This window comes from Nostoc sp. CCY0012, assembly GCF_963920855.1.
In the GTDB taxonomy this organism is placed as follows: domain Bacteria; phylum Cyanobacteriota; class Cyanobacteriia; order Cyanobacteriales; family Nostocaceae; genus Cyanocohniella.
This window is the reverse complement of sequence record NZ_CAWUDM010000038.1, coordinates 1-26,359: the sequence shown is the minus strand read 5'-3', so window position 1 is coordinate 26,359 and position 26,359 is coordinate 1. Positions and strand designations below refer to the sequence as shown.

At 42.5% G+C, this 26,359-nt stretch carries 23 protein-coding genes and 1 tRNA gene; 14 read left to right on the top strand and 10 right to left on the bottom strand.

Annotation, left to right across the window (positions count from 1 at the left end; translation table 11 throughout):
* Positions 1-263: 263 nt before the first annotated feature.
* The 3 genes from ACM0OS_RS12990 to ACM0OS_RS12980 all read right to left on the bottom strand — a co-directional run bounded on the left by ACM0OS_RS12990 (position 264) and on the right by ACM0OS_RS12980 (position 4,407).
* Complete coding sequence (locus tag ACM0OS_RS12990) at positions 264-1,427, bottom strand: GuaB3 family IMP dehydrogenase-related protein (protein ID WP_414543602.1); 1,164 nt, start codon at positions 1,425-1,427, stop codon at positions 264-266.
* A gap of 189 nt (positions 1,428-1,616) precedes the next feature.
* Complete coding sequence (locus tag ACM0OS_RS12985) at positions 1,617-3,551, bottom strand: flotillin family protein (RefSeq protein ID WP_414543601.1); 1,935 nt, start codon at positions 3,549-3,551, stop codon at positions 1,617-1,619.
* A gap of 199 nt (positions 3,552-3,750) precedes the next feature.
* Complete coding sequence (locus ACM0OS_RS12980; RefSeq protein WP_414543600.1) at positions 3,751-4,407, bottom strand: DUF1449 domain-containing protein; 657 nt, start codon at positions 4,405-4,407, stop codon at positions 3,751-3,753.
* 451 nt (positions 4,408-4,858) lie between these two features.
* Between ACM0OS_RS12980 and ACM0OS_RS12975 the strand changes: the two genes are divergently transcribed.
* The 10 genes from ACM0OS_RS12975 to ACM0OS_RS12930 all read left to right on the top strand — a co-directional run bounded on the left by ACM0OS_RS12975 (position 4,859) and on the right by ACM0OS_RS12930 (position 15,081).
* Positions 4,859-7,258: an endonuclease MutS2 gene (locus ACM0OS_RS12975; RefSeq protein ID WP_414543599.1), complete on the top strand. Its 2,400-nt coding sequence runs from the start codon at positions 4,859-4,861 to the stop codon at positions 7,256-7,258.
* A gap of 351 nt (positions 7,259-7,609) precedes the next feature.
* On the top strand, positions 7,610-8,215 hold the full coding sequence (locus ACM0OS_RS12970) for a DUF3038 domain-containing protein (protein WP_414543598.1): 606 nt from the start codon (positions 7,610-7,612) through the stop codon (positions 8,213-8,215).
* Between the two features lie 27 nt (positions 8,216-8,242).
* Positions 8,243-9,829, top strand: a complete 1,587-nt coding sequence (locus ACM0OS_RS12965; RefSeq protein ID WP_414543597.1) for a DUF4335 domain-containing protein — start codon at positions 8,243-8,245, stop codon at positions 9,827-9,829.
* A gap of 252 nt (positions 9,830-10,081) precedes the next feature.
* Complete coding sequence (locus tag ACM0OS_RS12960; RefSeq protein ID WP_414543631.1) at positions 10,082-10,282, top strand: hypothetical protein; 201 nt, start codon at positions 10,082-10,084, stop codon at positions 10,280-10,282.
* A 235-nt stretch (positions 10,283-10,517) separates the two neighbouring features.
* Positions 10,518-11,756, top strand: coding sequence for an N-acetyltransferase family protein (locus ACM0OS_RS12955; RefSeq protein WP_414543596.1), 1,239 nt, complete (start codon positions 10,518-10,520; stop codon positions 11,754-11,756).
* A 1-nt stretch (position 11,757) separates the two neighbouring features.
* Positions 11,758-12,234 carry a Holliday junction resolvase RuvX gene (gene ruvX, locus ACM0OS_RS12950; protein ID WP_414543595.1) on the top strand — a complete coding sequence of 159 codons (477 nt, stop codon included), beginning with the start codon at positions 11,758-11,760 and terminating at the stop codon, positions 12,232-12,234.
* 139 nt (positions 12,235-12,373) lie between these two features.
* Complete coding sequence (locus ACM0OS_RS12945; RefSeq protein ID WP_414543594.1) at positions 12,374-12,946, top strand: DUF3727 domain-containing protein; 573 nt, start codon at positions 12,374-12,376, stop codon at positions 12,944-12,946.
* Between the two features lie 99 nt (positions 12,947-13,045).
* Positions 13,046-13,585 (top strand): YqeG family HAD IIIA-type phosphatase, encoded by a 540-nt coding sequence (locus tag ACM0OS_RS12940; protein WP_414543593.1) that lies wholly within the window; start codon positions 13,046-13,048, stop codon positions 13,583-13,585.
* Between the two features lie 226 nt (positions 13,586-13,811).
* Positions 13,812-14,921 carry a glutamate 5-kinase gene (gene proB / locus ACM0OS_RS12935; protein ID WP_414543592.1) on the top strand — a complete coding sequence of 370 codons (1,110 nt, stop codon included), beginning with the start codon at positions 13,812-13,814 and terminating at the stop codon, positions 14,919-14,921.
* 75 nt (positions 14,922-14,996) lie between these two features.
* A tRNA-Ser gene (locus tag ACM0OS_RS12930) sits at positions 14,997-15,081 on the top strand.
* A gap of 102 nt (positions 15,082-15,183) precedes the next feature.
* Here the strand turns inward: ACM0OS_RS12930 and ACM0OS_RS12925 are convergent.
* Together ACM0OS_RS12925 and ACM0OS_RS12920 are read right to left on the bottom strand one after the other, a co-directional pair.
* Entirely contained in the window at positions 15,184-15,264 is an 81-nt protein-coding gene (locus ACM0OS_RS12925; protein ID WP_414543630.1) for an AraC family transcriptional regulator, read from the bottom strand.
* Positions 15,254-16,069 carry a helix-turn-helix domain-containing protein gene (locus tag ACM0OS_RS12920; protein WP_414543591.1) on the bottom strand — a complete coding sequence of 272 codons (816 nt, stop codon included), beginning with the start codon at positions 16,067-16,069 and terminating at the stop codon, positions 15,254-15,256. Before ACM0OS_RS12920 ends, ACM0OS_RS12925 begins: the two co-directional genes overlap by 11 nt.
* A 141-nt stretch (positions 16,070-16,210) precedes the next feature.
* Between ACM0OS_RS12920 and ACM0OS_RS12915 the strand changes: the two genes are divergently transcribed.
* Positions 16,211-17,620: an MATE family efflux transporter gene (locus ACM0OS_RS12915; protein WP_414543590.1), complete on the top strand. Its 1,410-nt coding sequence runs from the start codon at positions 16,211-16,213 to the stop codon at positions 17,618-17,620.
* A 145-nt stretch (positions 17,621-17,765) separates the two neighbouring features.
* Here the strand turns inward: ACM0OS_RS12915 and ACM0OS_RS12910 are convergent, their stop codons facing one another.
* Positions 17,766-19,118 carry a histidine phosphatase family protein gene (locus ACM0OS_RS12910; RefSeq protein WP_414543589.1) on the bottom strand — a complete coding sequence of 451 codons (1,353 nt, stop codon included), beginning with the start codon at positions 19,116-19,118 and terminating at the stop codon, positions 17,766-17,768.
* A gap of 241 nt (positions 19,119-19,359) precedes the next feature.
* Between ACM0OS_RS12910 and ACM0OS_RS12905 the strand changes: the two genes are divergently transcribed.
* A complete protein-coding gene (locus tag ACM0OS_RS12905) occupies positions 19,360-19,881 on the top strand; it encodes a DUF4174 domain-containing protein (RefSeq protein WP_414543588.1) in 522 nt (173 codons plus the stop codon).
* A 17-nt stretch (positions 19,882-19,898) separates the two neighbouring features.
* Here the strand turns inward: ACM0OS_RS12905 and ACM0OS_RS12900 are convergent, their stop codons facing one another.
* The 4 genes from ACM0OS_RS12900 to ACM0OS_RS12885 all read right to left on the bottom strand — a co-directional run bounded on the left by ACM0OS_RS12900 (position 19,899) and on the right by ACM0OS_RS12885 (position 24,061).
* Positions 19,899-20,999 carry an AI-2E family transporter gene (locus ACM0OS_RS12900; protein ID WP_414543587.1) on the bottom strand — a complete coding sequence of 367 codons (1,101 nt, stop codon included), beginning with the start codon at positions 20,997-20,999 and terminating at the stop codon, positions 19,899-19,901.
* Between the two features lie 119 nt (positions 21,000-21,118).
* Complete coding sequence (locus ACM0OS_RS12895) at positions 21,119-22,558, bottom strand: bifunctional orotidine-5'-phosphate decarboxylase/orotate phosphoribosyltransferase (protein WP_414543586.1); 1,440 nt, start codon at positions 22,556-22,558, stop codon at positions 21,119-21,121.
* A gap of 30 nt (positions 22,559-22,588) precedes the next feature.
* Complete coding sequence (locus ACM0OS_RS12890) at positions 22,589-23,296, bottom strand: molybdopterin-dependent oxidoreductase (RefSeq protein ID WP_414543585.1); 708 nt, start codon at positions 23,294-23,296, stop codon at positions 22,589-22,591.
* Positions 23,297-23,461: 165 nt separating this feature from the next.
* On the bottom strand, positions 23,462-24,061 hold the full coding sequence (locus tag ACM0OS_RS12885) for a cytochrome b/b6 domain-containing protein (RefSeq protein ID WP_414543584.1): 600 nt from the start codon (positions 24,059-24,061) through the stop codon (positions 23,462-23,464).
* A 225-nt stretch (positions 24,062-24,286) separates the two neighbouring features.
* Between ACM0OS_RS12885 and ACM0OS_RS12880 the strand changes: the two genes are divergently transcribed.
* Complete coding sequence (locus ACM0OS_RS12880) at positions 24,287-24,841, top strand: TRAP transporter small permease subunit (protein ID WP_414543629.1); 555 nt, start codon at positions 24,287-24,289, stop codon at positions 24,839-24,841.
* Positions 24,825-26,162 (top strand): TRAP transporter large permease, encoded by a 1,338-nt coding sequence (locus tag ACM0OS_RS12875; RefSeq protein ID WP_414543583.1) that lies wholly within the window; start codon positions 24,825-24,827, stop codon positions 26,160-26,162. The genes ACM0OS_RS12880 and ACM0OS_RS12875 overlap by 17 nt, the downstream gene beginning before the upstream one ends.
* Positions 26,163-26,359 lie beyond the last annotated feature (197 nt).

The window sequence follows — 26,359 nt, the reverse complement described above, 5'->3', positions numbered from 1 at the left end:
AACGAAACTAAAGAAATTATGTATATACATAAGGAACCGCCCGAACAGTAGTCCGGGCGGAGTGTGGTGTGAGGAGTGAACGGAAACATGCGTCTCCGCTATCTCTATTGTAGGCGACATATGTGATTTTTCCAGAGATTGTTTTGAGAGTCTGGAAAAATTTTCTTAAGAATTTGAATTAGGGCATGGGGTATAGAGCATGGAACATGGGGTATGGGAAAAAATTTATTTATTATTAATTATTTCCTCATCCCTACTCGCTATTATTTACCCATCCCTAATTGTTGCGCTTTTTGGTAAACTTTACCTTCGGTTAACAGAGAAGGAGCAATCACCACTTCAACTTGCTGCATTTCTTTAATGTTTTTAGCTCCTAATGTCCCCATGCTCGTTTTTAAGGCTCCCACAAGATTATGAGTACCGTCATCTAATCCAGCCGGGCCAATGAGAATTTGCTCTAAGCTACCAGTTGTGCCTACACTAATGCGGGTACCACGGGGCAGTACTGGGCTAGGAGTTGCCATTCCCCAGTGATAGCCTCTGCCTGGGGCTTCAGCGGCTCTAGCAAAGGGTGAACCAATCATCACAGCATCAGCACCACAAGCGATGCATTTACAAATATCACCGCCAGTAATTAAACCGCCATCGGCAATGATGGGGATATAGTTACCAGTTTCCTGGTAATAATCTTCTCTGGCTGCGGCACAATCGGCGATCGCAGTAGCTTGGGGGATACCTACACCTAATACACCACGAGAAGTACAAGCTGCACCAGGGCCAATTCCTACCATGACAGCCGCCGCCCCAGCTTTCAATAAATTCAATGTGACTTCGTATGTCACACAGTTCCCTAAGGCTACAGGAATAGGCATGGAACGGCAAAATTCTGCCAAATCGAGGGGAACTATGGATTCAGGAGATAGATGTGCTGTAGAGACTACCGTAGCTTGCACAAAAAATAAATCTGCCCCAGCTTTTGCCACCACCTCACCGTATTTACTAGCTGCGGCTGGGGTAGCACTGACGGCTGCTACACCACCTTGTTGTTTAATTTCCTGAATACGTTGTTCAATTAATTCCGGCTTGATGGGTTCAGCATACAGTTCTTGCATGAGGGCAACAAATTCCTGTTTACCGACAGAGGCAATGCGATCTAAAATCGGTTCTGGGTCAGCATAGCGAGTTTGGATACCCTCTAAGTTAATAACGCCTAAGGCTCCTAACTGTGACAAACGTACAGCCATTCCTACATCTACTACGCCATCCATAGCGCTGGCAATAATGGGGATTTCTCGCTCCAGATTGCCAATCCGCCACTTAGTATCTGCCAAACTCGGATCTAGTGTTCTGTTACCGGGAACTAGAGCAATTTCATCAATTCCATATGCTCTACGAGCTGTTTTTCCCCGCCCAAGTTGAATTTCCACGCTTTAACTTTTCTCAAATCTGTTTAAGCTAGGGTATCAAATTGTGGGGGGATTTGGAGCGATTTTTTTTGGGGATTGGGAAACTTGGGGGCCCCACGAAGTGGGGATTAGGGATAATGAAGATTGGGAACTGGGGATGGAAAAAACCAGGTTTAAAGTTGTTTTTCACCTCAAATATAAGGGTTTTAATTAGTCAACTTCTGTATTGTGTTGATTGATAGTTGGTATTGGGTTCGTTATCAGGGAAAGATTGCTGGGCTTATCAGTCATTCCTGGCTGATTATCGCGCACTAAATGACTAATTTGACCAATCAGTTCGCTTAATTTACCTTCTTCAAGTAACGTGTTGATTAAAGAAAGTCCACTTGTAGAGAGTAATAATTTATTAATATCTTGACTACCATTACTACCGTTGGCACCTGGGAATGAATAAATCCGAGTATCTCCTAAAACTCCTGGTTGTGGTGCGAGGGCGGTGACAATTTCTGGTAGTTTATCTGCTAATTCTGGCCAAATTGATGTGAGAAGTTTGGCTGTGAGGTTGGCGTTACTAATAGTATTTTCTGCGGCGATTTTTACTTGTAAAGCTTCTGCTTCGGCTAAGACTTTATCGCGGTTAGCTGCGGCGAGGATACGAATGGCTTCAGCTTCTAATTCTGCTGCTTCTTGGGCGATTTCTGCTTGACGACGACGGCGAAAGGCATCAATTTCGATAACGTTGCGATCGCTTATGCCTCTTTCTTCGGCTTCTCGTTCCGCCGCAATGGTGGATAAGCGTTTGACGCGTTCGGCTTTTTCGATTTCACCTGCTGTGTTCACAGATTCTTGGGCTTTGGCTTGTTCTGCTTGTGCTAGATAACTTTGACGCTTTTTAGTGGCGATGGCAATTTCTACGTCTTCCTGGGCGATGCGTGCTAGTTTTTCTGACTCGACTATCTGCACTTGTGCTTGCAATCTTCCCGATTCTACTTTTTGTTGTCGCTCAATTTCAGCAATTTCTGCTTCTTGTTTTTGCAGGGCTTGGGCTACCTTGAGCTGTTTACTGCGTTCTTCTAGGGCAATATCGGCTTCGATTTGACTTTGCTGCAAAGATAATTTTCGGCGAATTTCTTCTTCTTCAACTAATTTTTCTTGCAAGATTTTGCTGCGTTGAATTGCTGCGGCTTCTTTATCTTTGGCTTCTTGAATTTCCCGTTCTCGTTGGGCTTTTAGGGCTTCTACTTGTAGCCTTTGTCCTAATTTAGCGCTTTCTTGTTCTTGGGCAATTTGTAGCGATCGCTTTTGGGCATCTAGTTCTTTTTGCTCGATAGCTACTTGAGTTGATAATTCAACTTCTCGTTTTTGTTGAATGGAACGTTGAATAATTTCTGTGCGTAAACGTACACCTTGGGCATCAAAAAAGCTATCTGGATCGTAGGTGACGCTTTCTAATATTTCCGAAATGGCAATATTATTGAGAGTTAATCCTACCTTTTTTAAATCTGGTTCTACTAAGTTCAGGACTTCTTGAGCAAATCCCAACTTATCAGAATCAATTTCTGCTATATCTTTAGTTTTCGCTGCTGCCCTAATAGCATCATCTGCACGTTTTTCTAAAGCATTTTTAATATCTTCAGGTGTGATTCTATTACCATTTTGAGATAAGCGCGCTGCTGCTGTTAATACATCTTCTTCGGAGGCATTAATACATACATAAAAAGTTACTCTAATATCTGCTCTTAAATAATCTTTGGTACGTACAGCCAATTTTCCGGTGCGTTCCACATCAATAGAAATTTCTCGCAAAGGTACACGGGTTAACTGATGAAATCCTGGTAAAACAATACAACCACCATAAAGAATCACCGATTTTTTTTTCATAAATAGACCCCCAGTCCGCACAAAAGCTTCGTTGTTGGGTGTCACTTCATAAACTCGCGTATAAGCATAGAGGCTCAATAGCAGTAATAAAACTACAGCCGCAATCACTCCTGGAAACACTAACACACCGTTGATTTGAGCAATAGTAGGGTTAATTTTAACGGGAATAGTAGCAACTGTTGATGTTGTTTTTTGCTGTTGGGGTTGTAATTGAATTGGTGTAACGCTTGGTAAAGATTGAATAAAGGTTAACCAGAATAACATCTTTTATCTCCTAAGAGCGTGTTTGAAAAGTTTTTTGCTGTGACTTTAGGCACTTTAAGATCCCCCCTAACCCCCCTAAACCCCTTCGGGGATGGGCCTTCGGCGTAGAAAAAACGGGGGAACCGGAATTAAATTTAGAGGGATCTAAAAATTTTGATACCGAAAAGAGGACTTTTAAAACATCCTCTAAGGCATAAATTTAATTCTTCAAAGTCGAGTTGGCTAACCAACGTTCTTCATCAGCACTATCTTTGGCAATTACTAGATACTTTTGAGGTTGACATTCAATAATGATGACTTTTTCACCGCGTTGGGGTGCTACAGTTGCCCATGCTGGTAAAACCGCACTAATGGTTAAAAGATTACGTTTGGGATCTAGCACATCTACTTGGCCAATTTTTTCCTGATTTTCAATGGGTACGTAAAAAGAAGTAACAGTACCCACACAACCAACTAAGCGATCGCTACTTGTATCTTCACCAAATTCTGCAAAAATTTTGCCCATTGGTTGCGCTATTAATCTTCCCAGCAATAAACTGATAATCAGTGAGCTAAATAATATAATACTGCCGAAAAAGTTAGTGAAATTTCCTATGAAGCTACTCAGGAATACATTTAACATCCAGCCCAAAATACCCCACAAACTCAAATCTGTTGCTAATAACAAAATGAGTGGAGCTTTGCCTATACCTGCCCATCCGAGAAATTGCTCGAAGTTCAATTCACCGTTGGTATCTGCATCGAAATCTGCATCTGTATTTCCATCTCCCCCACCAGAAATAATCACGAACAAAAATAGCAATACTCCCATCCCCAAAAAAATCCAATAGGGTAAGTTGGCTGGGCTAAATAGCATAATATTTTGTGAATGATTTATGAGTGGGCAATTCTGTTACACTAAATTTTATGGGATGAATATTACATTTACAACTAAGCGACAAGCTCAGTTTACTGTTTTTGGTACCTCATAAAAAAGAACTGCTATCAAAGATTACATCGTCTATTTCCAAAATAATTTTTATTCTTATAAAAGAATATATTTATTTAAAATCTGTAGCAAAAAATAGTAAAAATTAAATAAATAAAAAATATTTGCAGTGAATAAAATAGAAATTTTCCCAGATTCCCGAAAATCTTAAATTTGCCTTAAAATATTAATAGCAATATTCAGTGATGAAGTAAGTATCATCCCTGGGCAGAAACAGAGGTGACTCTGGAGATAGAGATCAAGCCAAATTTTCTGCTTTTAGGTTTAACCTTATAGGGGCGAGAATTGCTACCATACTTTCAGATTAGATAGTGAAGCCTTGATCCAATCGGAAACCTTAGAACTACTAGAATGGCATCGCCTTTGCCAGCATCTTTCCACATTTGCGGCTACTAAACTCGGGGCGATCGCATCACTGCATTTAACAATACCTGCGTCTCAGTCAGCAAGTGAGCAGTTATTAAAACAAACTAAAGAAATTTACCAACTAGAAACTCGTTTAACCACGGGATTGTCGTTTGAGGGTATCCAAGATATTGGCGATTCTCTAGAACGAGCCGAACGCAGTGGGATTTTGGCAGGAGATGAACTGCTAGCTATCGCTACTACCTTGGCGGGGGCGAGAAACTTACGGCGTGTCATTGACAACCAAGAAGACGTGCCTATTTTAGCCGCATTGGTAGCCGATTTGCGGACTTATCCTGAACTAGAACAGGAAATTCACCGTTGTATTGATGAACGCGGCCAAGTAACTGATCGGGCTAGCTTAAAACTTGGAGAAATTCGCACCGATTTGCGGAAAACACGTACGCAAATTACGCAAAAGCTACAAAATATATTACAAGCTAAATCTGGAGCAGTCCAAGAACAACTAATTACCCAACGCAGCGATCGCTTTGTGATCCCCGTAAAAGCGCCCCAAAAAGACGCGATCCCCGGTATTGTGCATGATACTTCTACCAGTGGTGCCACGCTCTACGTAGAACCTAATTCTGTAGTGCCTTTGGGTAACCAACTGCGGCAGATCATTAGAAGAGAACAAGCCGAAGAAGAAGCAATTCGCCGCACCTTAACAGAGCAAGTCGCCGCAGTTAAACCCGATTTAGAACGGTTGCTAGCAATTGTCACCACCTTGGATTTAGCCACAGCCAGAGCCAGGTATAGTTTTTGGTTAGGAGCCAATCCCCCCCGATTTATTAACCGTGAGGAACAAGAAATTACTACTCTGCGACAATTACGGCATCCCCTACTAGTGTGGCAGCAGCAGCACGAACATGGACAAGCTGTAGTTCCCGTAGATTTACTTATTAGTCCACATATTCGAGTCGTAACAATTACTGGCCCCAATACAGGGGGTAAAACAGTCACCTTAAAAACCCTAGCTTTAGCCGCATTAATGGCCAAAGTAGGTTTATTTGTCCCTGCCCGTGAACCTGTAGAAATGCCTTGGTTCGACCAAGTATTAGCTGATATCGGTGACGAACAATCACTGCAACAAAGTTTATCGACATTTTCCGGACACATTCGTCGCATTAGTCGCATTTTAGACGCTTTAGAGGCATCCTCCCACTCCCCACTCCCTACTCCCCACTCCCTCATCCTTCTCGATGAAGTGGGCGCGGGAACTGATCCCGTGGAAGGTAGTGCTTTAGCGATCGCCTTGCTGCAATATCTGGCTAATCATGCTCAGTTGACTATTGCCACAACCCACTTTGGTGAATTAAAAGCGCTGAAATACGAAGATGCGCGGTTTGAAAATGCTTCGGTGGAATTTGATGAAAGTACACTTTCGCCTACGTATCGTCTACTTTGGGGGATTCCTGGGCGTTCTAATGCCTTGACAATTGCCCAACGTTTAGGGCTAAAACCCGAAGTTGTGGCACAAGCCAAAAATCAAGTAGGCGAGGCGACAGACGAAGTTAACCAAGTAATTGCGGGGTTAGAAGCACAACGCCGCCGTCAAGAAACTAAAGCCGAGGAAGCGCAGAAGTTATTGCAGCAAGCGGAACGTTTATACAAAGAAGTATCCGCAAAAGCCGAAACTTTACAAGAGCGAGAAAAAGCTTTGCGGGCTGATCAAGAAGTCGCCGTACAACAAGCGATCGCCCAAGCCAAAGGTGAAATTGCCCAAGTAATTCGCCGCTTGCAAAAAGGCACACCCAAAGCCCAAGATGCCCAGCAAGCCACCGATGCGTTAAATCAAATTTCCCAAAAATATCAGCCGAAAGTACCACCAAAACCGAAAGTTGGGTTTATGCCCAAAGTAGGCAATCGCGTGCGGATTTCGCAATTTGGGCAAACAGCAGAAGTGTTAACCAATCCCGATGAGGATGGTGAATTTAGTGTCCGTTTTGGCATTATGAAGATGACCGTCAAGCTAGAAGATATCGAATCTTTGGATGGTCAAAAAGCCGAACCAGTGGCGAAAAAGAAACCAGCGCCAGAAGTAGTGACTCCACCACCTCCAGCAGCCCCAGCAATTCGCACTTCTCAAAATACAGTGGATTTGCGCGGTAAACGAGTCAGTGATGCAGAAATTATTTTAGACAAGGCAATTTCGGAAGCTTCTGGCCAGATATGGATTATTCACGGACACGGTACAGGAAAATTGCGGCAAGGCGTTCACATATTTTTGCAACAGCACCCCAGAGTTAGTAATTTTGAACCAGCTGAACAGGCAGATGGCGGTAGTGGTGTCACCGTTGCTTATGTTAAATAAACTGGCAACAAAAATCACTTATGTAAGTTAATAATTTTTAATTGCTAATTAATAATATCCTCTCTATTATTAGCTATTAGCAATTAGATATTAACTAGATTAAGTAATGTTTATTTATACATTGACACTGAGCCAGTAGGTGCGACTAGAAAGAGTTTCATCGGTTTGATCGATAAAATTTGTTGAAAATAAATTTTCATCTAGTAGAGTAAGACAAAGACTACTGCTGTTTACCAAATTGAGCAAAGCTAGCAGCAGCTAATAGCTAATAGCGATGGGAAACCAACCTTGAACTTTCAGAGTCTGGTTTCAAAATGGGTAACAGCACAAGCCCCTACAGCCTGATCACCTATGCTAAAAGTTATGCACTCGGCCACCGATTCAGCCACACCAAATCCCCAATGGGAGGATTTAATTAAGCTTCCAGCCCCAAACACAGTTCAATGGGACAATATCAAAACCCAGTTAGACTTGGTGCTGTTGGCGCTAGAAACTTTAACTGGTATTGGTTCCGAGGCTATGCTCTCTGCGGCAATCAATCTGAATTTAGAGTCGAGAGTGCCAGACCGGGTAGCTTTATGGCGATTGCGTCAGTCCAATCCCCTACGTAAAGGTCAAGGTGGGCGAAAAAAGCTAGATGTAGAAGAAGCGCGATCGCTTGTTCTCATCATCTGCTACCTCGCCAAACAGCACCAAGAATTAATTCGCCGTGCTGTTGGTCTACTAGAACAAATGGCGGAAAACAAACGGGAACCTCATCAGGCTGCCTTACTTGGAGATTACATCGATGCTTTCTGCAACACCTACCAAGAACGGATGGAAGAGGACGACCAAATATCCACGGATCTACTGACCAACTTGGCGCTCAAACTGCTTGTAGATTTACTGTTTTACAGTGCGCCTGGTGGTCACCGCCGTCTTTGGTTAGCACTCATAGACCGTTCTGCAAAACTTTAGATAATAGTCTTCCTCGCCGTTCCTGCCATGCCACCATCAAATTCTGTCATTCGTCGCTACACACCCCCGACTTGCACCCTAGAAATCTTGGCGCAAAGTTCGCCTTTGTCCCGTTGGATGGGGAAAACTGTAATTAAGCAGCTAACCTTCGAGCTGCACTTTGATGATCCGCAACTACCAGAAGAACGCCGAATCCCCATTCGAGGCGATCGTGACCAACTAGAAATTTTGTGTGACGCTGTTACTAATTACGTACAAGGATTCTTACAGCAACCTCCCGATAGCTTTTGGTTGAGTCTTTCTGAACCCCAGGATTCTAGTAAAGTTTCTCAGGACTCGGAGTTTACAGATTTTCGCCAAACTCCATTACCAATTACTAAAACATTTCCATCTTTGACCTCCCAATTACCAGGAGGCAGAATCTACTTAGAACCAGGCAACTATTTAACTCATCATCTGTATCTTGGTTCCCTCGCCAACCAGTCATCCGGTTCTGTAATTCAACTGAGTCTGCTGCAACTATTTGATTTAGCAACTGCCTTAGACGAATACTCTGCTGATGTCATGGCGTTACCAAATCTCAATAACAATAAATTAACTTTGCGATTGCCAGCCTGGGCGCCTATCGCCGCCGTTATGGTATTGGGTGTAGGTTTACTACCGATGACTTTGCAATATGCCAATAACAATCGGCAAAAACAGCCTCAAATAGCACAATCGGGAAATCCCCAAGAAACGGAAATTGCTCTAGAATCCTCCCCTTCCCCCGAATTTTCCACAACACCATCTGACATCAAAATTCCCGATGATTTAGGATCGCTACCGCTGTTTGGCGCAGACACACCATTGCCCACAGCTAGTTTGCCTCCACAACCAATAATACCTTCCTCACCGTCTCTCGGTTCTGGTTTCTCCCCAACCTCTCTACCATCTGCACAAGACCAACTATCTATCTTTGAGGGTAGGACTAGCAATTTCTCAAGTGCAGCATCTAAAACAATTCCCGATCAGCAAACTGCGATTCAGCCAAATCTATCTCAAGTTGAAACTACGATTCCCCAAAGACGAAGTTTACCGCCTAGTTTATCTGCTGACAGAGCCACATCACCCAATATTGCGGCAATTCCTCCGTCTTTACCCAACATATCCAATAACGATTCCAGCAATAATAACTTTACCCAAACACCAGTCAACCCACAGCAACTGGAAGCAGCAATCAATTCATCTATAAATAATCCTAATGCGGCAGTTGATACTAATTCATTCGATAGATTGAATAGTCAACCCATAACACCTCCATCTCCAGAAGCCGTTCCTGATGGTACCTTATTTGACACAGTTCAAGTAGCAGAAGCTAGAGAACAACTCACCAAACGTTGGCAGCCACCTAATGGATTTGCCCAAACATTAGAATACAGTGTACTGGTGGGTGTTGATGGTACAGTCGAACGAATTTTACCCCTGAATCGGGCAGCAAGAGAACATATCGAGAGTGCCGGAATGCCGACAATTGGTCAATCTTTTGTTTCTGCCAATAAATCCGGACAAAATATGCGTATTCGAGTTGTTCTCAGTCCCGATGGCAAAGTCCAAACCTTTCCGGAGAATGAATAAGTAAATCAATTGTCTTGATGTCATCTACAAAACTGATACACACCTTGTACTATTACTGGTAGGTTGGGTTTCACAAAGCCTGGCCACGCCAGTATGGTGTGTTGTCGCCAAGCGCCGCACCATCAATCCACATTTCTTAAGTTAAAAAATCGTTAAACTTCATTGCGAATTAAAAAGCTAGGTAAAACAACGTGATAAGTTCTGATGATGTGGAGAAAGAACAAGCATTAAGAGAAGGAGAACACAGTGGTAATGGGATCAAATTTATCTACAGACGCAGTTGTCACAAATGAAGATTTCAGTGAATATGTAGCCCACTTACAACTTCATATGACTCTGCAAGCTCGCAATCTGGTTCCAACCCTGAAACAAACCCTAGAAGATAGTCGAGAAGAAATGCTTCACCAAACTCAAGCCAATTTTGAGAAGCTAATCTCCCGGCAAGGGTTATAAGTAAAGACCAACTTCCATCAAAATTTTATAGAATAAAAGCAGATTATTGTCAGGTCAACACTAGAAGTGTGTCCAGCAATTCTGCTTTTTTGAGTTTTTTACAAATTATATTTAGTATTAAGTTACAAAAATCACCCCTTGGAAACAATAGCCAAGAGCGGAAAGCCGCTAAGATAACTATTGCAGCAATTCCTCTAACCCAGTAAGTTAAGGCTAAATGGCAGCTCAAAATAAAATGACTTCATTACTTCCTCGAAACCTCAGCGTTGTCATCCGGCCAGTCCAATACCGGGATCTGGACGGAATTGAGCAAATTACCCAAGACTCATTCACTGCTCTTTCCCCTAAAGAAGCTGACTTGGCCATCAATCAGATGCAGTGGCTACGTCGTTGGTATGGATTACTGAAATTTTTGAGTTGGTTTCCTAATCCCCTACAATATCGCTTCTGTGCCTACGTAGCAGAGCAAGGTAGGACACTATTAGGCATGATTCAAGTATCACCATTTAACCGTACACGCAGTACATGGCGGATTGATCGAGTCATGCTAGATCGGGCTGTGGAGAAGCAAGCAATTGGCTCACAATTGTTACGTCACTGCTTTGAGTCGATGTTAGAAGCTCGGACTTGGTTGCTAGAAGTTAATGTTAATGATAAAGATGCCCTAGCGCTGTATCGGCAAAATGGATTTCAGCGTCTAGCAGAAATGACCTACTGGGAAATTGAGCCGGAATTGCTAGCGGAATTAGCCCAAGCGGAACCTGATTTACCCAATCTTCTCCCTGTAAGTAATGCCGATGCTCAGTTACTGTATCAATTAGATACAGCATCCATGCCGCCTTTAGTCCGTCAGGTATTTGACCGCAACACCAGGGACTTTAAAACCAGTTTATTTGGCGTTTTAACAGATGCTGTCAAGCAGTGGTTAACCAAAACAGAAACTGTCAGTGGCTATGTGTTTGAACCCCAACGTAAAGCAGCCATTGGTTATTTTCAAGTGCAACTTGACCGCAAAGGTAAAACTCCTCATGTCGCTACGCTCACAGTCCACCCTGCTTACACGTGGCTGTATCCAGAGTTGCTTTCCCAATTAGCGCGGATTGCTCAAGATTTTCCCCAACAAGGGTTACAACTGGCATCTTCTGACTATCAAGCAGAGCGCGAAGAATATTTAGAGCGTATTGGCGCCAAACGCATAGAACACACCTTAATTATGTCGCGCTCAGTTTGGCATAAGTTACGGGAGTCTAAATTTGTCTCCTTAGAAGGTATTCAGTGGACTGAGGTGCTACAAGGCTTACAACCTGCGCGTAAACCCATACCAGGGGGGATGTCATGGATAAAACCCAGACAACAGCCATTATCAGAAAGACAAATTCCCAGCAAGTCAGAACCTATTGCCTTTGGGTGCAACAACGGTCATATAGAACCATTACCTCTCCCTGAGTCAACCGATACACAGCAGGAGAACTAGTTTGACATCTCAAGAGCAACCAAAGGCTTTTATTTCCGCATTGGGATTGGATTTCGGTCGCAAGCGGATTGGTGTAGCAGGGTGCGACGGTACTGGTTTGATTGCTACAGGTATTACCACCGTAGAACGCACATCATTTGATCGAGATGTGGCGCAAATCCGTTATCTAGTGCATGAGCGTCAGGTGCAAGTCCTGGTGATGGGTTTACCTTACTCAATGGATGGCTCTATCGGATTCCAAGCGCGTCAAGTACAAAAGTTTGCTAAAAAGCTAGGAAAGGCTCTCAATTTACCTGTGGAATATGTAGATGAGCGATTAACTTCTTTCCAAGCCGAGCAAATGCTAATAGCAGAAAATCGTTCGCCATCACGTCATAAAGGTTTAATTGACCGTAAGGCAGCATGTTTAATTTTGCAACAATGGCTAGACACTAGGCGCACCAACTCCCACAAATCGGTGGTAGCCTTAGAGTATTGATACCTTTTAACATGATATTCTGAAAGCTAAACCAACACTTGTATCTAGTTCTGAAGCTATTTTTTTGACACTATATTGGTCATGAAGCAGTAAAGAAATTTGTACGGCGCTGGTATTTATAAAGTTTAACACTCCGGCTATGTTCTCCTCTCCATTCCCTGAAGAAAATGATCATGCTCATGCAGGTTCCATCACTTTGTCCGATGAAACAGGGCGCACCCTGGAATGTTATGTTGAACATTCGCTCTCGGTAGATGGACAAGAATATGTTCTACTGCTACCTGTAGACTCTCCTATAGAAATCTTTGCTTGGCAAGGTGAAGAAGAGGAAGAAGAGGCAGTTTTGGTAGATGATGATGCCATTATTAACCAAATTTTTAGCACGGCTCAAGCTGTCTTAGCCGAACAGAATCTTATAGTCAAGAACACAGCCTATGCTCTGACAGTAGCAGGTGATTTACCCGCAGTTGAAGAGTCAGAAGTGTTCACCTTAGAAATCGAGGATGAAGAAGCGGATTTAGAGCCAGAACAATTGCAGTTACTTGCTATTTTCTATCATGAAGATCAAGAGTACGCAATTTACACACCCCTTGATCCACTGTTGTTTTTCGCCCGGATATCCGCAACAGGTGAGCCTGTATTACTTTCTCCTGAGGAGTTTCGGAAAGTACAGCCACTGTTAGAAGAACATCTTTTTAACGAAGTTGAGTAGATGTGAAACTGAAAACCCGCACTATACCTGGTACTCTGGGTTAGCTGCGGGTTGTTTGTAGCGTCTATAATTTTGACAGTTCCCTCTGGAAATTTGACTATGATTTGGAACAAGCTCTTACAGCCTGACTTGATATTAGAAGGTTCAGTGTTGAACCTGTCACCTGCAATTATTCAACAATATGGGCTGAAAGGGCTGGTGCTGGATGTAGATGAAACCTTAGTCCCGTTTACAGTGGGAGTAGCTTCGCCAGAACTGCAACAGTGGGTAGCACAAATTCGGACTTGTGTGGAGTTATGTTTGGTCAGTAATAACCTCAGTGAAGTACGGATTGGGGGCATAGCCCGATCGCTTGATTTGCCTTATTACTTAGGTGCAGCCAAACCATCACGACGCAAAATAAGAGCTGCACTCACATCTATGGATTTACCAGTACAGGAAGTAGGGATGGTAGGCGATCGCCTGTTTACCGATGTCATCGCAGGTAATAGACTAGGTATGTTTACCATTTTAGTGGAACCTATCGTTCATGCTGATATGGCTCTCCGCACGCACCCCATCCGTAATTTTGAAGTTTGGGTATCAGAAATTTTGGGAGCATCCATCACCCCAAAAGAATCAAAGATTCACAAAAGTTGACAAATTGTCAGGAAACTAAATCTAAAGAAATACTTAAGAAAACTCACTGGTGTAAAAAAATCGGGGATCATAATTATTAATAACATGGAGTCACCTAAATAAAGACCCTAGCGTATAACAACTAACAATAAACCCGTAAAGCGTCGCCCCTCACCTATAGAGTGGTTGGCGCTTTACAATTTTTAATGTAAATCAACAATAACTAATGACCAACGACCAATGACCAATGACCAAAACAATTGTCGTCAAAATTGGCACATCTAGCCTGACTCAACCGGAAACCGGACAACTAGCACTTTCCACCATTGCGACCTTAGTAGAAACATTGTGCTATTTAAGACGGCAAGGCCATCGGGTGATTTTGGTTTCCTCTGGTGCTGTGGGAGTAGGTTGTGCAAGATTGGGATTAACTGAACGTCCCAAGGCGATCGCACTTAAACAGGCAGTAGCAGCAGTGGGACAAGGGCGGTTAATGCGGGTGTACGATGACTTATTTACTACCTTGCAACAACCCATTGCTCAAGTACTATTGACACGTAGCGACTTGGTACAGCGTAGTCGCTATCTCAACATTTACAACACATTTCGGGAACTTTTAGGACTAGGAGTAATTCCCGTGGTGAATGAAAATGATACCGTAGCCGTAGACGAACTGAAATTTGGCGACAATGACACACTTTCCGCATTAGTAGCCAGCTTAGTAGAAGCAGACTGGCTGTTTTTACTCACCGATGTAGATAAGCTATATTCTGCCGATCCCCGTTCCGTACCCGATGCTCAACCGATATCTTTAGTAACTAGCCTCCAAGAATTAGCAGAATTACAAGTGCAGACAGGCTCACAAGGTTCTCAATGGGGTACTGGTGGGATGGTAACCAAAATTGCTGCGGCCAGAATTGCCATTGCGGCTGGAGTGCGTACCGTCATCACTCAAGGCAGATTTCCCCATAATATCGAGAAAATAATCCAAGGGGAACCTTTGGGGACTCACTTTCAACCACAGCCAGAACCAACTTCTGCCCGTAAACGCTGGATAGCTTATGGTTTAATACCTACAGGGAAATTATACTTAGATACAGGGGCGATCGCCGCGATCGCCCAGTCAGGAAAATCTTTATTAGCAGCTGGGATTAAGGCAGTAGAAGGAGAATTTGACACCCAAGAAGCTGTGCAATTGTGCGACACCCAAGGTAACGAAATTGCCAGAGGGCTAGTCAATTACAGCAGCGATGAACTGCAAAAAATTCGCGGTTGCCATTCTCGAGAAATTGCTGCAATTTTGGGCTATGTAGGTGCAGAAACCGTAATTCACAGAGATAACTTAGTTTTGACTTAGCTATGGTAATGCTATGATGACAAAGGATATGCAGTCATAGCATTTTCCTGCATTCACAAATATGAATTAATATCTGGAGAGGTGTCCGAGCGGTTCATGGTGACGCACTCGAAATGCGTTTTGGGGCAACCCAACGGGGGTTCGAATCCCCCCCTCTCCGTTTTTACAGCACTTTGCCAGTAATGCAGATTTAATAAAATAGAGAACTTCACCCCCAACCCCGAAGTGCGGTAAGCGGCGCTATGCCGTCCTTGCTTATCGCTTAGTTTATGCGGTAGGTTTTGGGAGTTATTCCTGTGATTTGTCGAAATTGCCTGGTAAAGTGGCTATGACTATCGAATATGACTATCGAACCCGCAAGCCAAAGCGATTTCCACTAAAGACTGGTTTGTGTGTTTCAAGAGTTGCTTTGCTCGTTCAACTCGCTGTTGCAGCAGATATTGGTGGGGCGATAATCCCATCGATTGTTTAAATAAACGACTGAAATGAGACTGGCTCATCTGTGCTAATTGAGCCAGATCAGCAAGTTTAATATCCTGATCTAAAGCTTCATCAATATAATGTGTGATCTGGAGCAGTTTGTGATCGCCCAATCCCCGATTGAATTGAGTAATACGGGGGTGAGTAGCAGCGTAATCATGAAGCAAGTTTACTACCAGGGCATTTGCTAATGAATCAATATATAAGCGTCCCAGGCGACCATTTTGATGCAGCTCTATTTGCAATAGCCGCAAAAGTTGCTCTAGTTGAGGATTGCGAACCTGAAATGCAGGCATTACGTCTACTCGATTGGGATTTAGTTCGAGAGCTTCCTCCGCAACCTGTTGAAGAAACATTGAGGAAATTTGTACATACAGATAGTGATGATTATCTTCAGCGTAGTAGCTGCTGGGGATGCCAGATGGGGTAATGCAAAGATCACCTTGGCGATACAGGCCGATATGGTGGTAATTACCCACACTCTCATGAGTTCGATGAGGTTGAGTCGTCAGGATCAAAATAATGACGGGATCGACTTCTGCGGGAAACTTCATACCACCAGATGGCTGCTGATACTCTTCCACGACAACAGACTTCCAACCTAGATTGTGACTGGAAACAATTGGTAATCTTGGATTCTGGTTAATTGAGGAATGAGAGATTGCCATCAGTGCGATCGCCTACGGTGGGGCGCAGCTCATCGCCCTTTGCAGAACTGAGAGCAGTATTTTGAAAATCTGAGAAGATTTTGATAGTTCAGAGCCTTAAGCTTCCCTAATCTGTGATTATAGCCGATTGAATTACAGATTATGACGCTGGAGATTGTCTTGAGCATGACCACCCCAAATACTCGTCAATTGAGCATTCGTACAGAACTCAAAGCATTTGTGCAACTAGCAATTCCCTTAGCCACTGCTCAAGTTGCCCAACTGGCAACGGGATTTGTCGATACCGTGATGATGGGACATTTGGGACGAGAAACCCTAGCGGCTGGAGCAATAGCCTCCATTACCTTCTTCTCATTCCTGGTGACGGCAAGTGGCGTGGTAATGGGTGTCAGTCCATTAGTGGCAGAAGCATACGGAGCAGGTAACAAAACTCGTATTGAACAAGTTACCCGACAAGGGTTGTGGCTATCGTTGCTATTGGCAATTCCCATGATGATTGCGATCGCTCATCTCGATATATTAATGAGTCGGCTGGGGCAAGCTGCAACCACGGTGGAATTAGCAACAGGTTATCTTGATATCATGCTGTGGGGATTGTTTCCTGCTTTGGGATTCGCCATGTTGCGAGGCGTGGTTTCAGGTCTATCTCAGGCTCGTCCCATTTTGGTGATTGTAATTACAGGAACAGGATTTAATATTTTAGGCAACTATATCCTGGGCTTTGGCAAATTCGGATTGCCCCGATTAGAGTTGGTAGGGCTAGCTTTAGCCAGTACTTTGACGTGGTGGGGAATGTTTGGGGTACTGATTCTTTACCTGTTGAGACACAAACAATTTAAAGCTTACCAATTCTTCTGGTGCTGGCCTCAATTCCAGCCTCAGATACTTTGGCAATTGTTCAAACTAGGGGTGCCAATTGGGGTATTTTCTGCTCTAGAAATTGGTGTGTACACAGCGGTTAGCTACTTGATGGCTACCTGGGGAACGGATGAGTTAGCTGCACACCAAATTGTCTTTCAAACGATCAATCTGATTTATATGGTGCCACTGGGAATGTCATTTGCGGCAACTGCTCGAATTGGTCAGTGGGTTGGACAGCAAGATGTGGCAGGAATCAGACAAGCTGGTTGCATTAGTCTTGCTGTTGGAAGTGTATGGACAGCCATGATTGTGATCGCACTTTTGCTATTTCCTCGACAAATTGTTGGGCTATATATCGATGTTCTTGCACCAGAGAACGCGTCTATCGTAGCGCTGGCTATTTGCATGATGCAGGTTGGAGCGATCGCGCATCTGTTCGATGGGGTACAAAAAATTGCTTATGGTGCATTGCAAGGGTTACAGGATACTCGTGTGCCGATGCTGCTCAGTTTCTTGTTTTATTGGTGCATTGGTTTAACCAGTGGTTATTGGTTGGCATTTAGATGGAATTTAGGCGGCGTAGGTCTATGGTTGGGGCTAATGATTGCAGTGGCGATCGCAGCAGTGGTCTTTATTTGGCGCTTTCAAAAGCTAACCTCAAAGCAAACTGGAGCTAAACTGTTTAGTTAAAAATGAGCGTATTAACCGACAAATTAACTATTTGTTTACAGCAGGGACGGGCAAGAAAAGATACTATATGATTGCGAAGATGCTGAGATAGAGACTGGCTCAACATCTTGTTTTCAATGACCTCCCAAACTAACTTTTATGACAATTACAATGCCCCAGCTGCTGTTTTATCGAGTACGCCTCCACTTAAGTGAGAGGTAATGTTCATTGCTTGCAGTACGGGCAAACCATCGAGTCCATTGGGGTAGTCAATTACACTAACTGCACCATTACCTTGGCGGAAATGCCAAAAGTTTTCTGTGGATAAACCTAAAACATGACACAGTAGGGTTTTATTAGTAGCATCGTGAGCCACTATCAATCCAGTTTTGAGTTGATTTGTTAATGCAACTTGTACAATATCTTGCCAAGTGGCAACACTACGTTCCCAAACCTGCTGCAAGTTTTCCCCTTCTGGCATTTGGACGTTTGCTGGTTCTGTGCGCCAACGATGTAACTCTCCGGGAAATTCTTGGTCTATTTCTGTTTCTAATTTACCTTCCCAAAGTCCATGACTGATTTCTCTTAAACCATCTTGTAATTCCAAAGTTATCTGAGGATGATGAGCCAAGATTAGTTCTGCTGTTTCTTTCGGGCGCAGCATAGAACTACTAACAGCAAAGTCTATGGCTACATCACGCAGAAATTCGCCGGCTGTTTGTGCTTGTTGCTTACCATTGTCGTTGAGAGGAATATCAATTTGTCCTTGAAATCTGGTTTGACGATTCCACTCGGTTTCTCCATGACGTACCAACAACAATCGCACTCCCTGATGATTCGGTCGCAATGAGGGAAAGGTTTCTCCCATGTGTTGCGTCTGATTCATGGATTCTAGTTGGACTGGTTCACCCAAGCCTCCAGCGAAGTTCAAGACGGTGATGCCACAATTCGATTGCTGTAGGCAATGATAACGACTGGGGGGAATACCTAATGCTGTGCTAATGAGGGCGCGATTGATGCCGTTATGCCCAACTATGAGAATGGTTTCTCCTGGATGGCGGGATAAAGTTTCTTGCCAAAACTGCTGCGCTTGTTTGTATAAAGCCAGAACCGGAAAATGTTCTCTTGTTCCCTCTGGTTCTTCAACTAACATCCGCAATTCGTGGGGGTGTTCTTTCCAGGTGCGATAGTCTTCGGTAAACTTCTGCTTGACATCAGCACTCAGCATTTCTGCCCACAATGGCAAATCAATTTCCATCAGCTTTGGGGAAACTTGGGGAACAGGAGACTTTCCATCGTGACTGGCTAATTCACTGGAGATAATCTCTGCTGTTTTTTTTGCTCGCTGGAGAGGACTGCTGTAAATCGCAGTAAATAAAATATTGCTGAGGGCTTTGCCTACTTTACTGGCATCATTACAACCTTTTTCCGTTAATTTTGAAACATCGGTACGTCCTTGGATTCGCCGCTCGGTATTGTAGCTGCTTTGTCCGTGGCGCACAATGATGACACGAGTCATCTATTTTGCCCTCCTCTATCTAAAGGACTAATTTTACAACGATTGCAGTATACATCTCACGAATATATGAGTGACTCAAAAATCCATATATCCTTTGGGTGTGAGAGTCTGGTTGATCATTAAGTTACATTGCTATCTGCATTTTGACAGAAATATTCATCCGTAGGGTTGAATTTAGTTTTTGCTAGGTCATGTAGGCTAAAGTTTTGGGCTAATTATCATTTGAGAACCCGTATCAACCATGTTGCTTCATCATTCAATGTTGTCACTGCTGCTGATTTCTACAACCAGCTATTTAATCCCAACTCAATTTCTCGATAGAGGTTCAGGCAGGTTAGAAGCCACAGCCATGAATAATTATGTAGCTGTCAATCAGAAAAATAATATGGCTTTTGACCTTAATTCTTACCAATGGAAAAACCGCCTGTTACTGGTGTTTGCCCCTAATGAAAACAGCCCTGCTTACCAGAGACAAATGCAACTTTTTCAGGGTAAACAAGCTGATTTCCAAGAGCGCGATTTATTGTTAGTTGAGATATTCACAGAAGGCACAAGTCGCGCCGCCGGGAAAAAGCTGGATGATGAGGATATTAGCAGAGTGCGATCGCAGTTCAATGTTGACCCTCAAAAGTTCCAAACTATTCTGGTAGGTAAGGATGGGCAATCAAAGCGCCGTGAAGATAACCCCATTAACCCAGAGGTAATTTTTCAACAAATTGATGCCATGCCCATGCGTCAAAGAGAAATGCAGGGTGATCGCTAGCCAAAAATAGCCTATTCTCATGAAGAGATGGATTCCTGATTTAACATCTCGGTTGTTTCTGTACCTGTAATTATGCCATCGCTATCATTAAAGACCGAAAACCCATCCAAGGCATCTTTGAGAAAACCAGCTATGGGTACAGCAATTAACAATCCCAACAACCCGCCAATGTAAGTGCCTACTAGTAAAGCAGTTAACACCCATATTGGTCTAAGTCCGGTAAATTTGCCTAAAAGACGCGGTGCGATCGCCTGGTCGATTAACTGATCCGTAATCACAGCAACAGCTAAAACCTTCACTGCTAGCCAAAAGTTGTGCGACGCGATGATTAAGGTAATTACACCGATACTGACGATATCTCCAAAGGGAATTACGCTAAAAACACCCACCCCCAAACCAAATATTAATCCAAACGGCACTTGGAATAGGAGAAATATCAGAGTGAGTAAAAACCCCATCAACGAAGCCAAAGTTACCTGACCAATTAAGTAATTACGGAAATTTTGCTGAAGCGATCGCTGGACTGGTTGAGCAAAATTCCCCGGTAATTTTTTAAATAAACCTTCCCAAATTCTCGGCCCATCTAATAACAGGTAAAAGGTTAATACTACTGTAATTAAAATATCAGAAATACTATCAATAGTTTCAATAAAAATACTAAATAATTTATCAGCTAAATTCTCTACTTCATCTGGTAAACGATTTGTGAATTGACTGATAATCTCACTCACATTAATTTGTAATCCGCGGCTAACAGCCCAATTATCTAGCAGTTGTAGTTTTTCCTCACTCGAATGAATCCATTGTGGCAATAATTGTGCCATTTCGTTCATTTGTTGGTAAATAATTGGTAACAAAATTATTCCCAAAGCCGATAATAACGCCAAAGCTGATAAAAAAACTAACGCTACAGCATAACTTCGTTTAACTCCACGTTGCTGAAAAAACAAAGTAGGGTAGTTCAAAATAAAAGCCAACAAAGTTGCCAATATAAAAACTGTCACCAGGGATTGAAAAGATTTAAAAAATTGAAACGCTAGCCAACCATTTAAAAATACTAAAGGAAACAGTAGCGTCAAAATTAACCATTTAAGTAATTGTTCAAGTGAAATAGTCATGGTTTATAACTATAAATATCTTTAAACATCTTGATAATTATCTGCATATATGTAGTATGCAAATACAGGCTTTATATAAAAAACCCCCTTTGGGAGTAGTTAGATAAATTTAAAATTGTTTAACCTTCGCCTTCTTTAAACGCTAAAAATTGCTCCTGATTAATTCTCCCTGCTTGATAAAGCGTTTCTGTAATTTCCGAAAGAGTAAAAACTGAGTGACCCCGATAACCATTTTCTAGTAACCTATCTTTTACTCCTTGTTCATGATCAATCAAAACCACAATATCCTCCACCTTTAACCCTGCGGATTGCAACTTTGCTGCACCTTCCATCACACTTTTACCGCTAATGAGAATATCATCAACCACCACCACTGTCTCACCCGGATGAAAATTCCCTTCAATTAACCGCCGAGTTCCGTGTGCTTTAACTTCTTTTCGCGGAAAAATCATGGGATAGTGCAAACGCAAAGCTAAACCAGTTGCAGTTGGCAATGAACCATAAGGAATACCTGCTATTCTATCAAAATTCAGGCGCTGCAAAATCTCCTCATAGGCTTTAAGTACTTGATTAAAAACTTGGGGATTGGAAATAATTTTACGTAAGTCTATATAATAAGGAAAAGTAGCTCCCGATGCTTGAACAAAGTTGCCAAACATAATGCAACCTACGTCATAAAGTAGCAAAATCAAGTCTTGTTGAGGATGCTGATTCAAAACACAAACATCAGGTAACCATAGATCACAGCTAGAAGCATCACCGACAATTGTAGTTCTTGCTTGATTAATTTCTTCGCGTAAATTCTGGATATTTTGGCATAAATCTGCACTAGCCAACATATCTTGAGGCACAGGAATTAATAACCCATCATTATTAGCATTTAAGCCTGCTTCTAAAATTTGTTTCAGGTTATTTTTTTCAGCCCAAATACTACGTGCCATAATCATCCGTTCATGTGCGATCGCCCGAATACGTGCTAAAACTTCCGGCTTTGTAGTACCTACTTCCAAGCCCAATTGTTCTGGAGTACCCCAATTTTTTGATTCCTTAACCACCTGCAAATAAAGAGGTGATTCTTTGGTGGGATATTGCTGTAAAGCTTCTGCTCCAGGATTAGAAGTACAACATACAATAAATACTGCTTTATCAGGATAAACTAAAAACGGTGCTACATGATCCTGTCCTGTATAGGGACTGAGAGTAATTGCATCTACTTGCCATTCTGTAAATACAGTGCGCGCAAAAACAGTACTTGTATTTAAATCACTATGTTTAGCATCGAGAATAATAGGAATATGATCAGGAATAGCCGCTAAAGTTTTCTGTAATAGTTCTAATCCAGGAATACCTAAAGCTTCATAAAATCCTAAAGTTGGTTTATAAGCACAAACAAAATCAGCCGTTTCACTAATAACAAATTGTAACCAATTTTCTAAATCAGAGATGATATCCCCAGATGTGTACTCAGCAGATATCATTTCCGGATTTGGGTCAAGACCGACAAAAAGTAAGCTTTGGTTTTGGGTGATATTACGCTGTAATTTATCAAAAAAGTTCATTGATTTGATTAATTTATGTATTATAATTTTCTAAATTCCGGCAAACCAGTCATAACCTTGATCTTCCCAGTAGCCTTTAAATTGAGATAAATTACTCACAAGTGAGATTTTAGTCACCCACTTACTTTGCTTATAACCCAGTTTAATAGGCGCAGCTAAACGCAAAGGCGCACCATTATCAATAGGTAAAGGTTCACCATTTTTTTCATAAGCTAATAAAGTTTGAGGATGTAAAACTGAAGCTATATCCCAACTTTCATAATAACCATCAGCCGATTTAAAATAAGCATACTGAACATTAGCCTTAGGTTGAGCAAGGGCAATAATTTCTCTAAGACAAACACCACCCCATTGCACAATTGCTGCCCAACCTTCCACACAAACATGACGAATAATCATCGAAGTTAAAGGTAAATTATAAATCTCCGCCAGGGTGAGGCTGAGAGGATTGTTAACTTCACCATCGACAATTAAACGATAATTTTCTGGTTCAATAATAGGGGTAGATCTAAAAGTATTAACTATCAACGCCTCCGGTTCAATTTCACTGAGATAAAATTCTGGTACAGGCTTTTGGGGATTAAATATTAATTTACCTACTTTACGGTTCAGTGGTTCAGAAAGTTGACCTACCAAATCTTCAAATGCTGGTGTACCACAACCACCCAAAAGCAAACTCACAGCAGATAATCCTGAAACCTGCAAAAATTGACGACGTTTTAGATGAATTAAACTCATTGAACTGTTCCTATAGGATTCGTATTATATTTTTGAAAGAAACTTAGAAAAGGTTTTGCGGGGCAAAACCCACCCTAAACAACTCTCTTTTATTCTTTTTCTTAATTCGCGCCCTTTGCGGTTAGTTCAAAAAAAATACTTGATAGCTACACCACATAACTCTATTTACCAAAACATCGATTCAGTCAATTGAGAACCCCCTGCTTTTCGCCCTAACAAAGAGTGAACAACTACAAACACAATCACCATTGGTACTGAAGAAAAGTGAACAATTCGCAAAGCTTCCCAACTGCCAAACATATCCACAATCCAAGGAAATTGAGCAGGTTTATACATACCTATCCCCGTCAACAAAGCCAACAATAAAATAGGAATAATTGCTGTATAAACAATGCGATGCCAAGCATAAATTACCCGGCGAGAATTTTGAGTTTTTTGTAAAGCCTTGAAGTCATTAGTACCGACAAACCGATGTCGCCAACGTCGAGTAACTAAAATGTAAATTCCATACCACAAGAGATTCAGCGAGAATAACCACATCGCCGCAAAATGCCAGTGTCTACCCCCCGCTAACCAACCTCCTAATGTAAATATGGGTGGAATATGTAAACCTGCACGTCCACCAAAAACAGGGTTAGCATTATAGATTTGTAACCCGCTGGTGAGCATGAGAAATAAACTAATAATATTAACGGAGTGGAAAATCTTAGCCCCTATGGCTTGAATATGTAAGTTGCGATTTTTAGTGGGAATAGTTGAAGTCATTGGTTAAATCTACAGTTGACCCATCCTTCTGTTCTTATCCTACGATTTGAGGGAGACAGTCGGAACGTGTTAGGGTAAAGAATTTTTGAGCTATCCCCGATAATTGTGTCCAATCAGGAGCGAACAAATGGCAAAGCACGCGAAGAGAGAAGAATCAAGGGGCTATTTCTCTGCAATCTTGAGTTGTACACTACATTTACACTGATTCAAGAGGTGAGGAAATCTTTGGAAAAATTATTAAGAATATCCAGAATTATTGATACCTGCACTGAAGTCATTGGTCGATTTACCAATTGGCTGGTGCTAGTCATGGTCATACTTGGTGTATGGAATGTTGTAGGACGATACTTAGGCAGGTTTATTGGCATTAACCTGACTTCCAACGCCTACATAGAAGCGCAATGGTATATTTTTGACTTAATTTTTTTATTGGGTGCAGGTTACACTTTAAAGCACAATGAACACGTCCGTGTTGATGTTTTTTATAGTAACTGGCCACCTCGGCGGAAAGCACTTGCAGATTTATTGGGGACAGTATTTTTTCTGATTCCTTTCTGCATTATGGTAATATTTTTTTCTTGGGATACCATCGTGGCTTCATGGCAAATTTTGGAAACATCCCCAGACCCTGATGGTTTGCCTCGCTATCCTATTAAAACCATGATTATTGTCGCCTTTGTGTTGTTGATTTTTCAGGGAATTTCTCAAGCAATCAAAAATGTGGCAATTCTTCAAGGCAGACTAGAACCCCAGGAGGAACAACATGACACTGGATTATGAATGGCTGGGGCCAGTGATGTTTGCCGGGGCTTTGGTGCTGTTATCGCTGGGATATCCTGTGGCTTTTTCCCTGGGTGGGGTGGCAATTTTATTTGGTATTGTGGGAATTTCCCTCGGTGTATTTGACCCCATATTTCTTACCGCCATGCCCCAGCGAATCTTTGGCATCATGGCAAATTACACTCTTTTAGCTATCCCTTACTTCATATTTATGGGGTCAATGCTGGAGAAATCTGGCATAGCTGAGAGACTATTAGAAACAATGGGGATTTTGTTGGGACGCTTACGTGGCGGACTAGCTTTAGCTGTGGTGTTGGTGGGTGCGTTGTTGGCTGCAACTACTGGTGTGGTAGCAGCGACAGTTGTGGCCATGGGGTTAATTTCCCTGCCGATTATGCTGCGCTATGGATACAACAAACAATTAGCTACTGGTGTAATTGCGGCATCGGGTACTTTAGGGCAAATTATCCCACCGAGTGTAGTTTTGGTGGTATTGGGCGATCAGTTGGGAATTTCGGTAGGTGATTTATTTATCGGTTCGTTGATTCCCGGTTTGATGATGTCAGGTGCATTTGCCTTGCATGTGCTGATAGTGGCATTTTTAAAACCAGAATTAGCACCAGCTTTGCCTGCCGAGGTGCGAGAAATTGGCGGTAAAGCTTTGGGAAGAAGGATAATTCAGGTGATGCTGCCGCCGTTGATCCTGATTTTATTAGTATTAGGGAGTATCTTTTTTGGCTTTGCTACTCCCACAGAAGCCGGTGCTGTAGGTTGTGCTGGTGCGATCGCCTTGGCTGCTGCAAACCGTCAATTAACTTTAGAATCTCTGCGTCAAGTTTGTGATGCCACTTTAAAAATCACTAGCATGGTGATTTTCATTCTGTTGGGTTCCACAGCCTTTAGCTTAGTATTCCGAGGAGTGAATGGTGATCAATTTATGTTTGATGTCCTCGCCAATCTTCCCGGCGGCGAAATCGGCTTTTTGATTGTCAGCATGGCAACGGTATTTATTCTCGGCTTTTTTATCGACTTTTTCGAGATTGCCTTTATAGTTGTGCCGTTGTTTGTACCAGTTGCCGAAAAGTTAGGCATTGACTTGATTTGGTATGGTGTGATTTTGGGAGCAAATCTGCAAACTTCCTTCCTCACACCTCCCTTTGGTTTTGCCTTATTTTATTTACGTGGTGTCGCCCCTCCAGAAGTCAGCACATCTGATATTTATCGCGGTGTGATTCCATTTATTTTGCTGCAAATGTTGGTTTTGGTCTTAATTATCATCTTCCCAGGTATTGTGAGTTTTTTGCCTTCATTGGGACGGTAAGGGTTGGGGATTGGGAGATGGGCCGGGCTGATTCCTTGCCTTGTGTTGGAGATTTGTCAAAAGGATAATCTCACGCCAAGGCGCAAAGACGCAATGAAGAGTTTGAAAATCACGACTTTTGCAAGAAGTCTAAAGATGTTTGTTGTTTGTACTCACTGAATTTCTTTCCCCCCTGCCCCCTGCACCCTGCCCCCCTG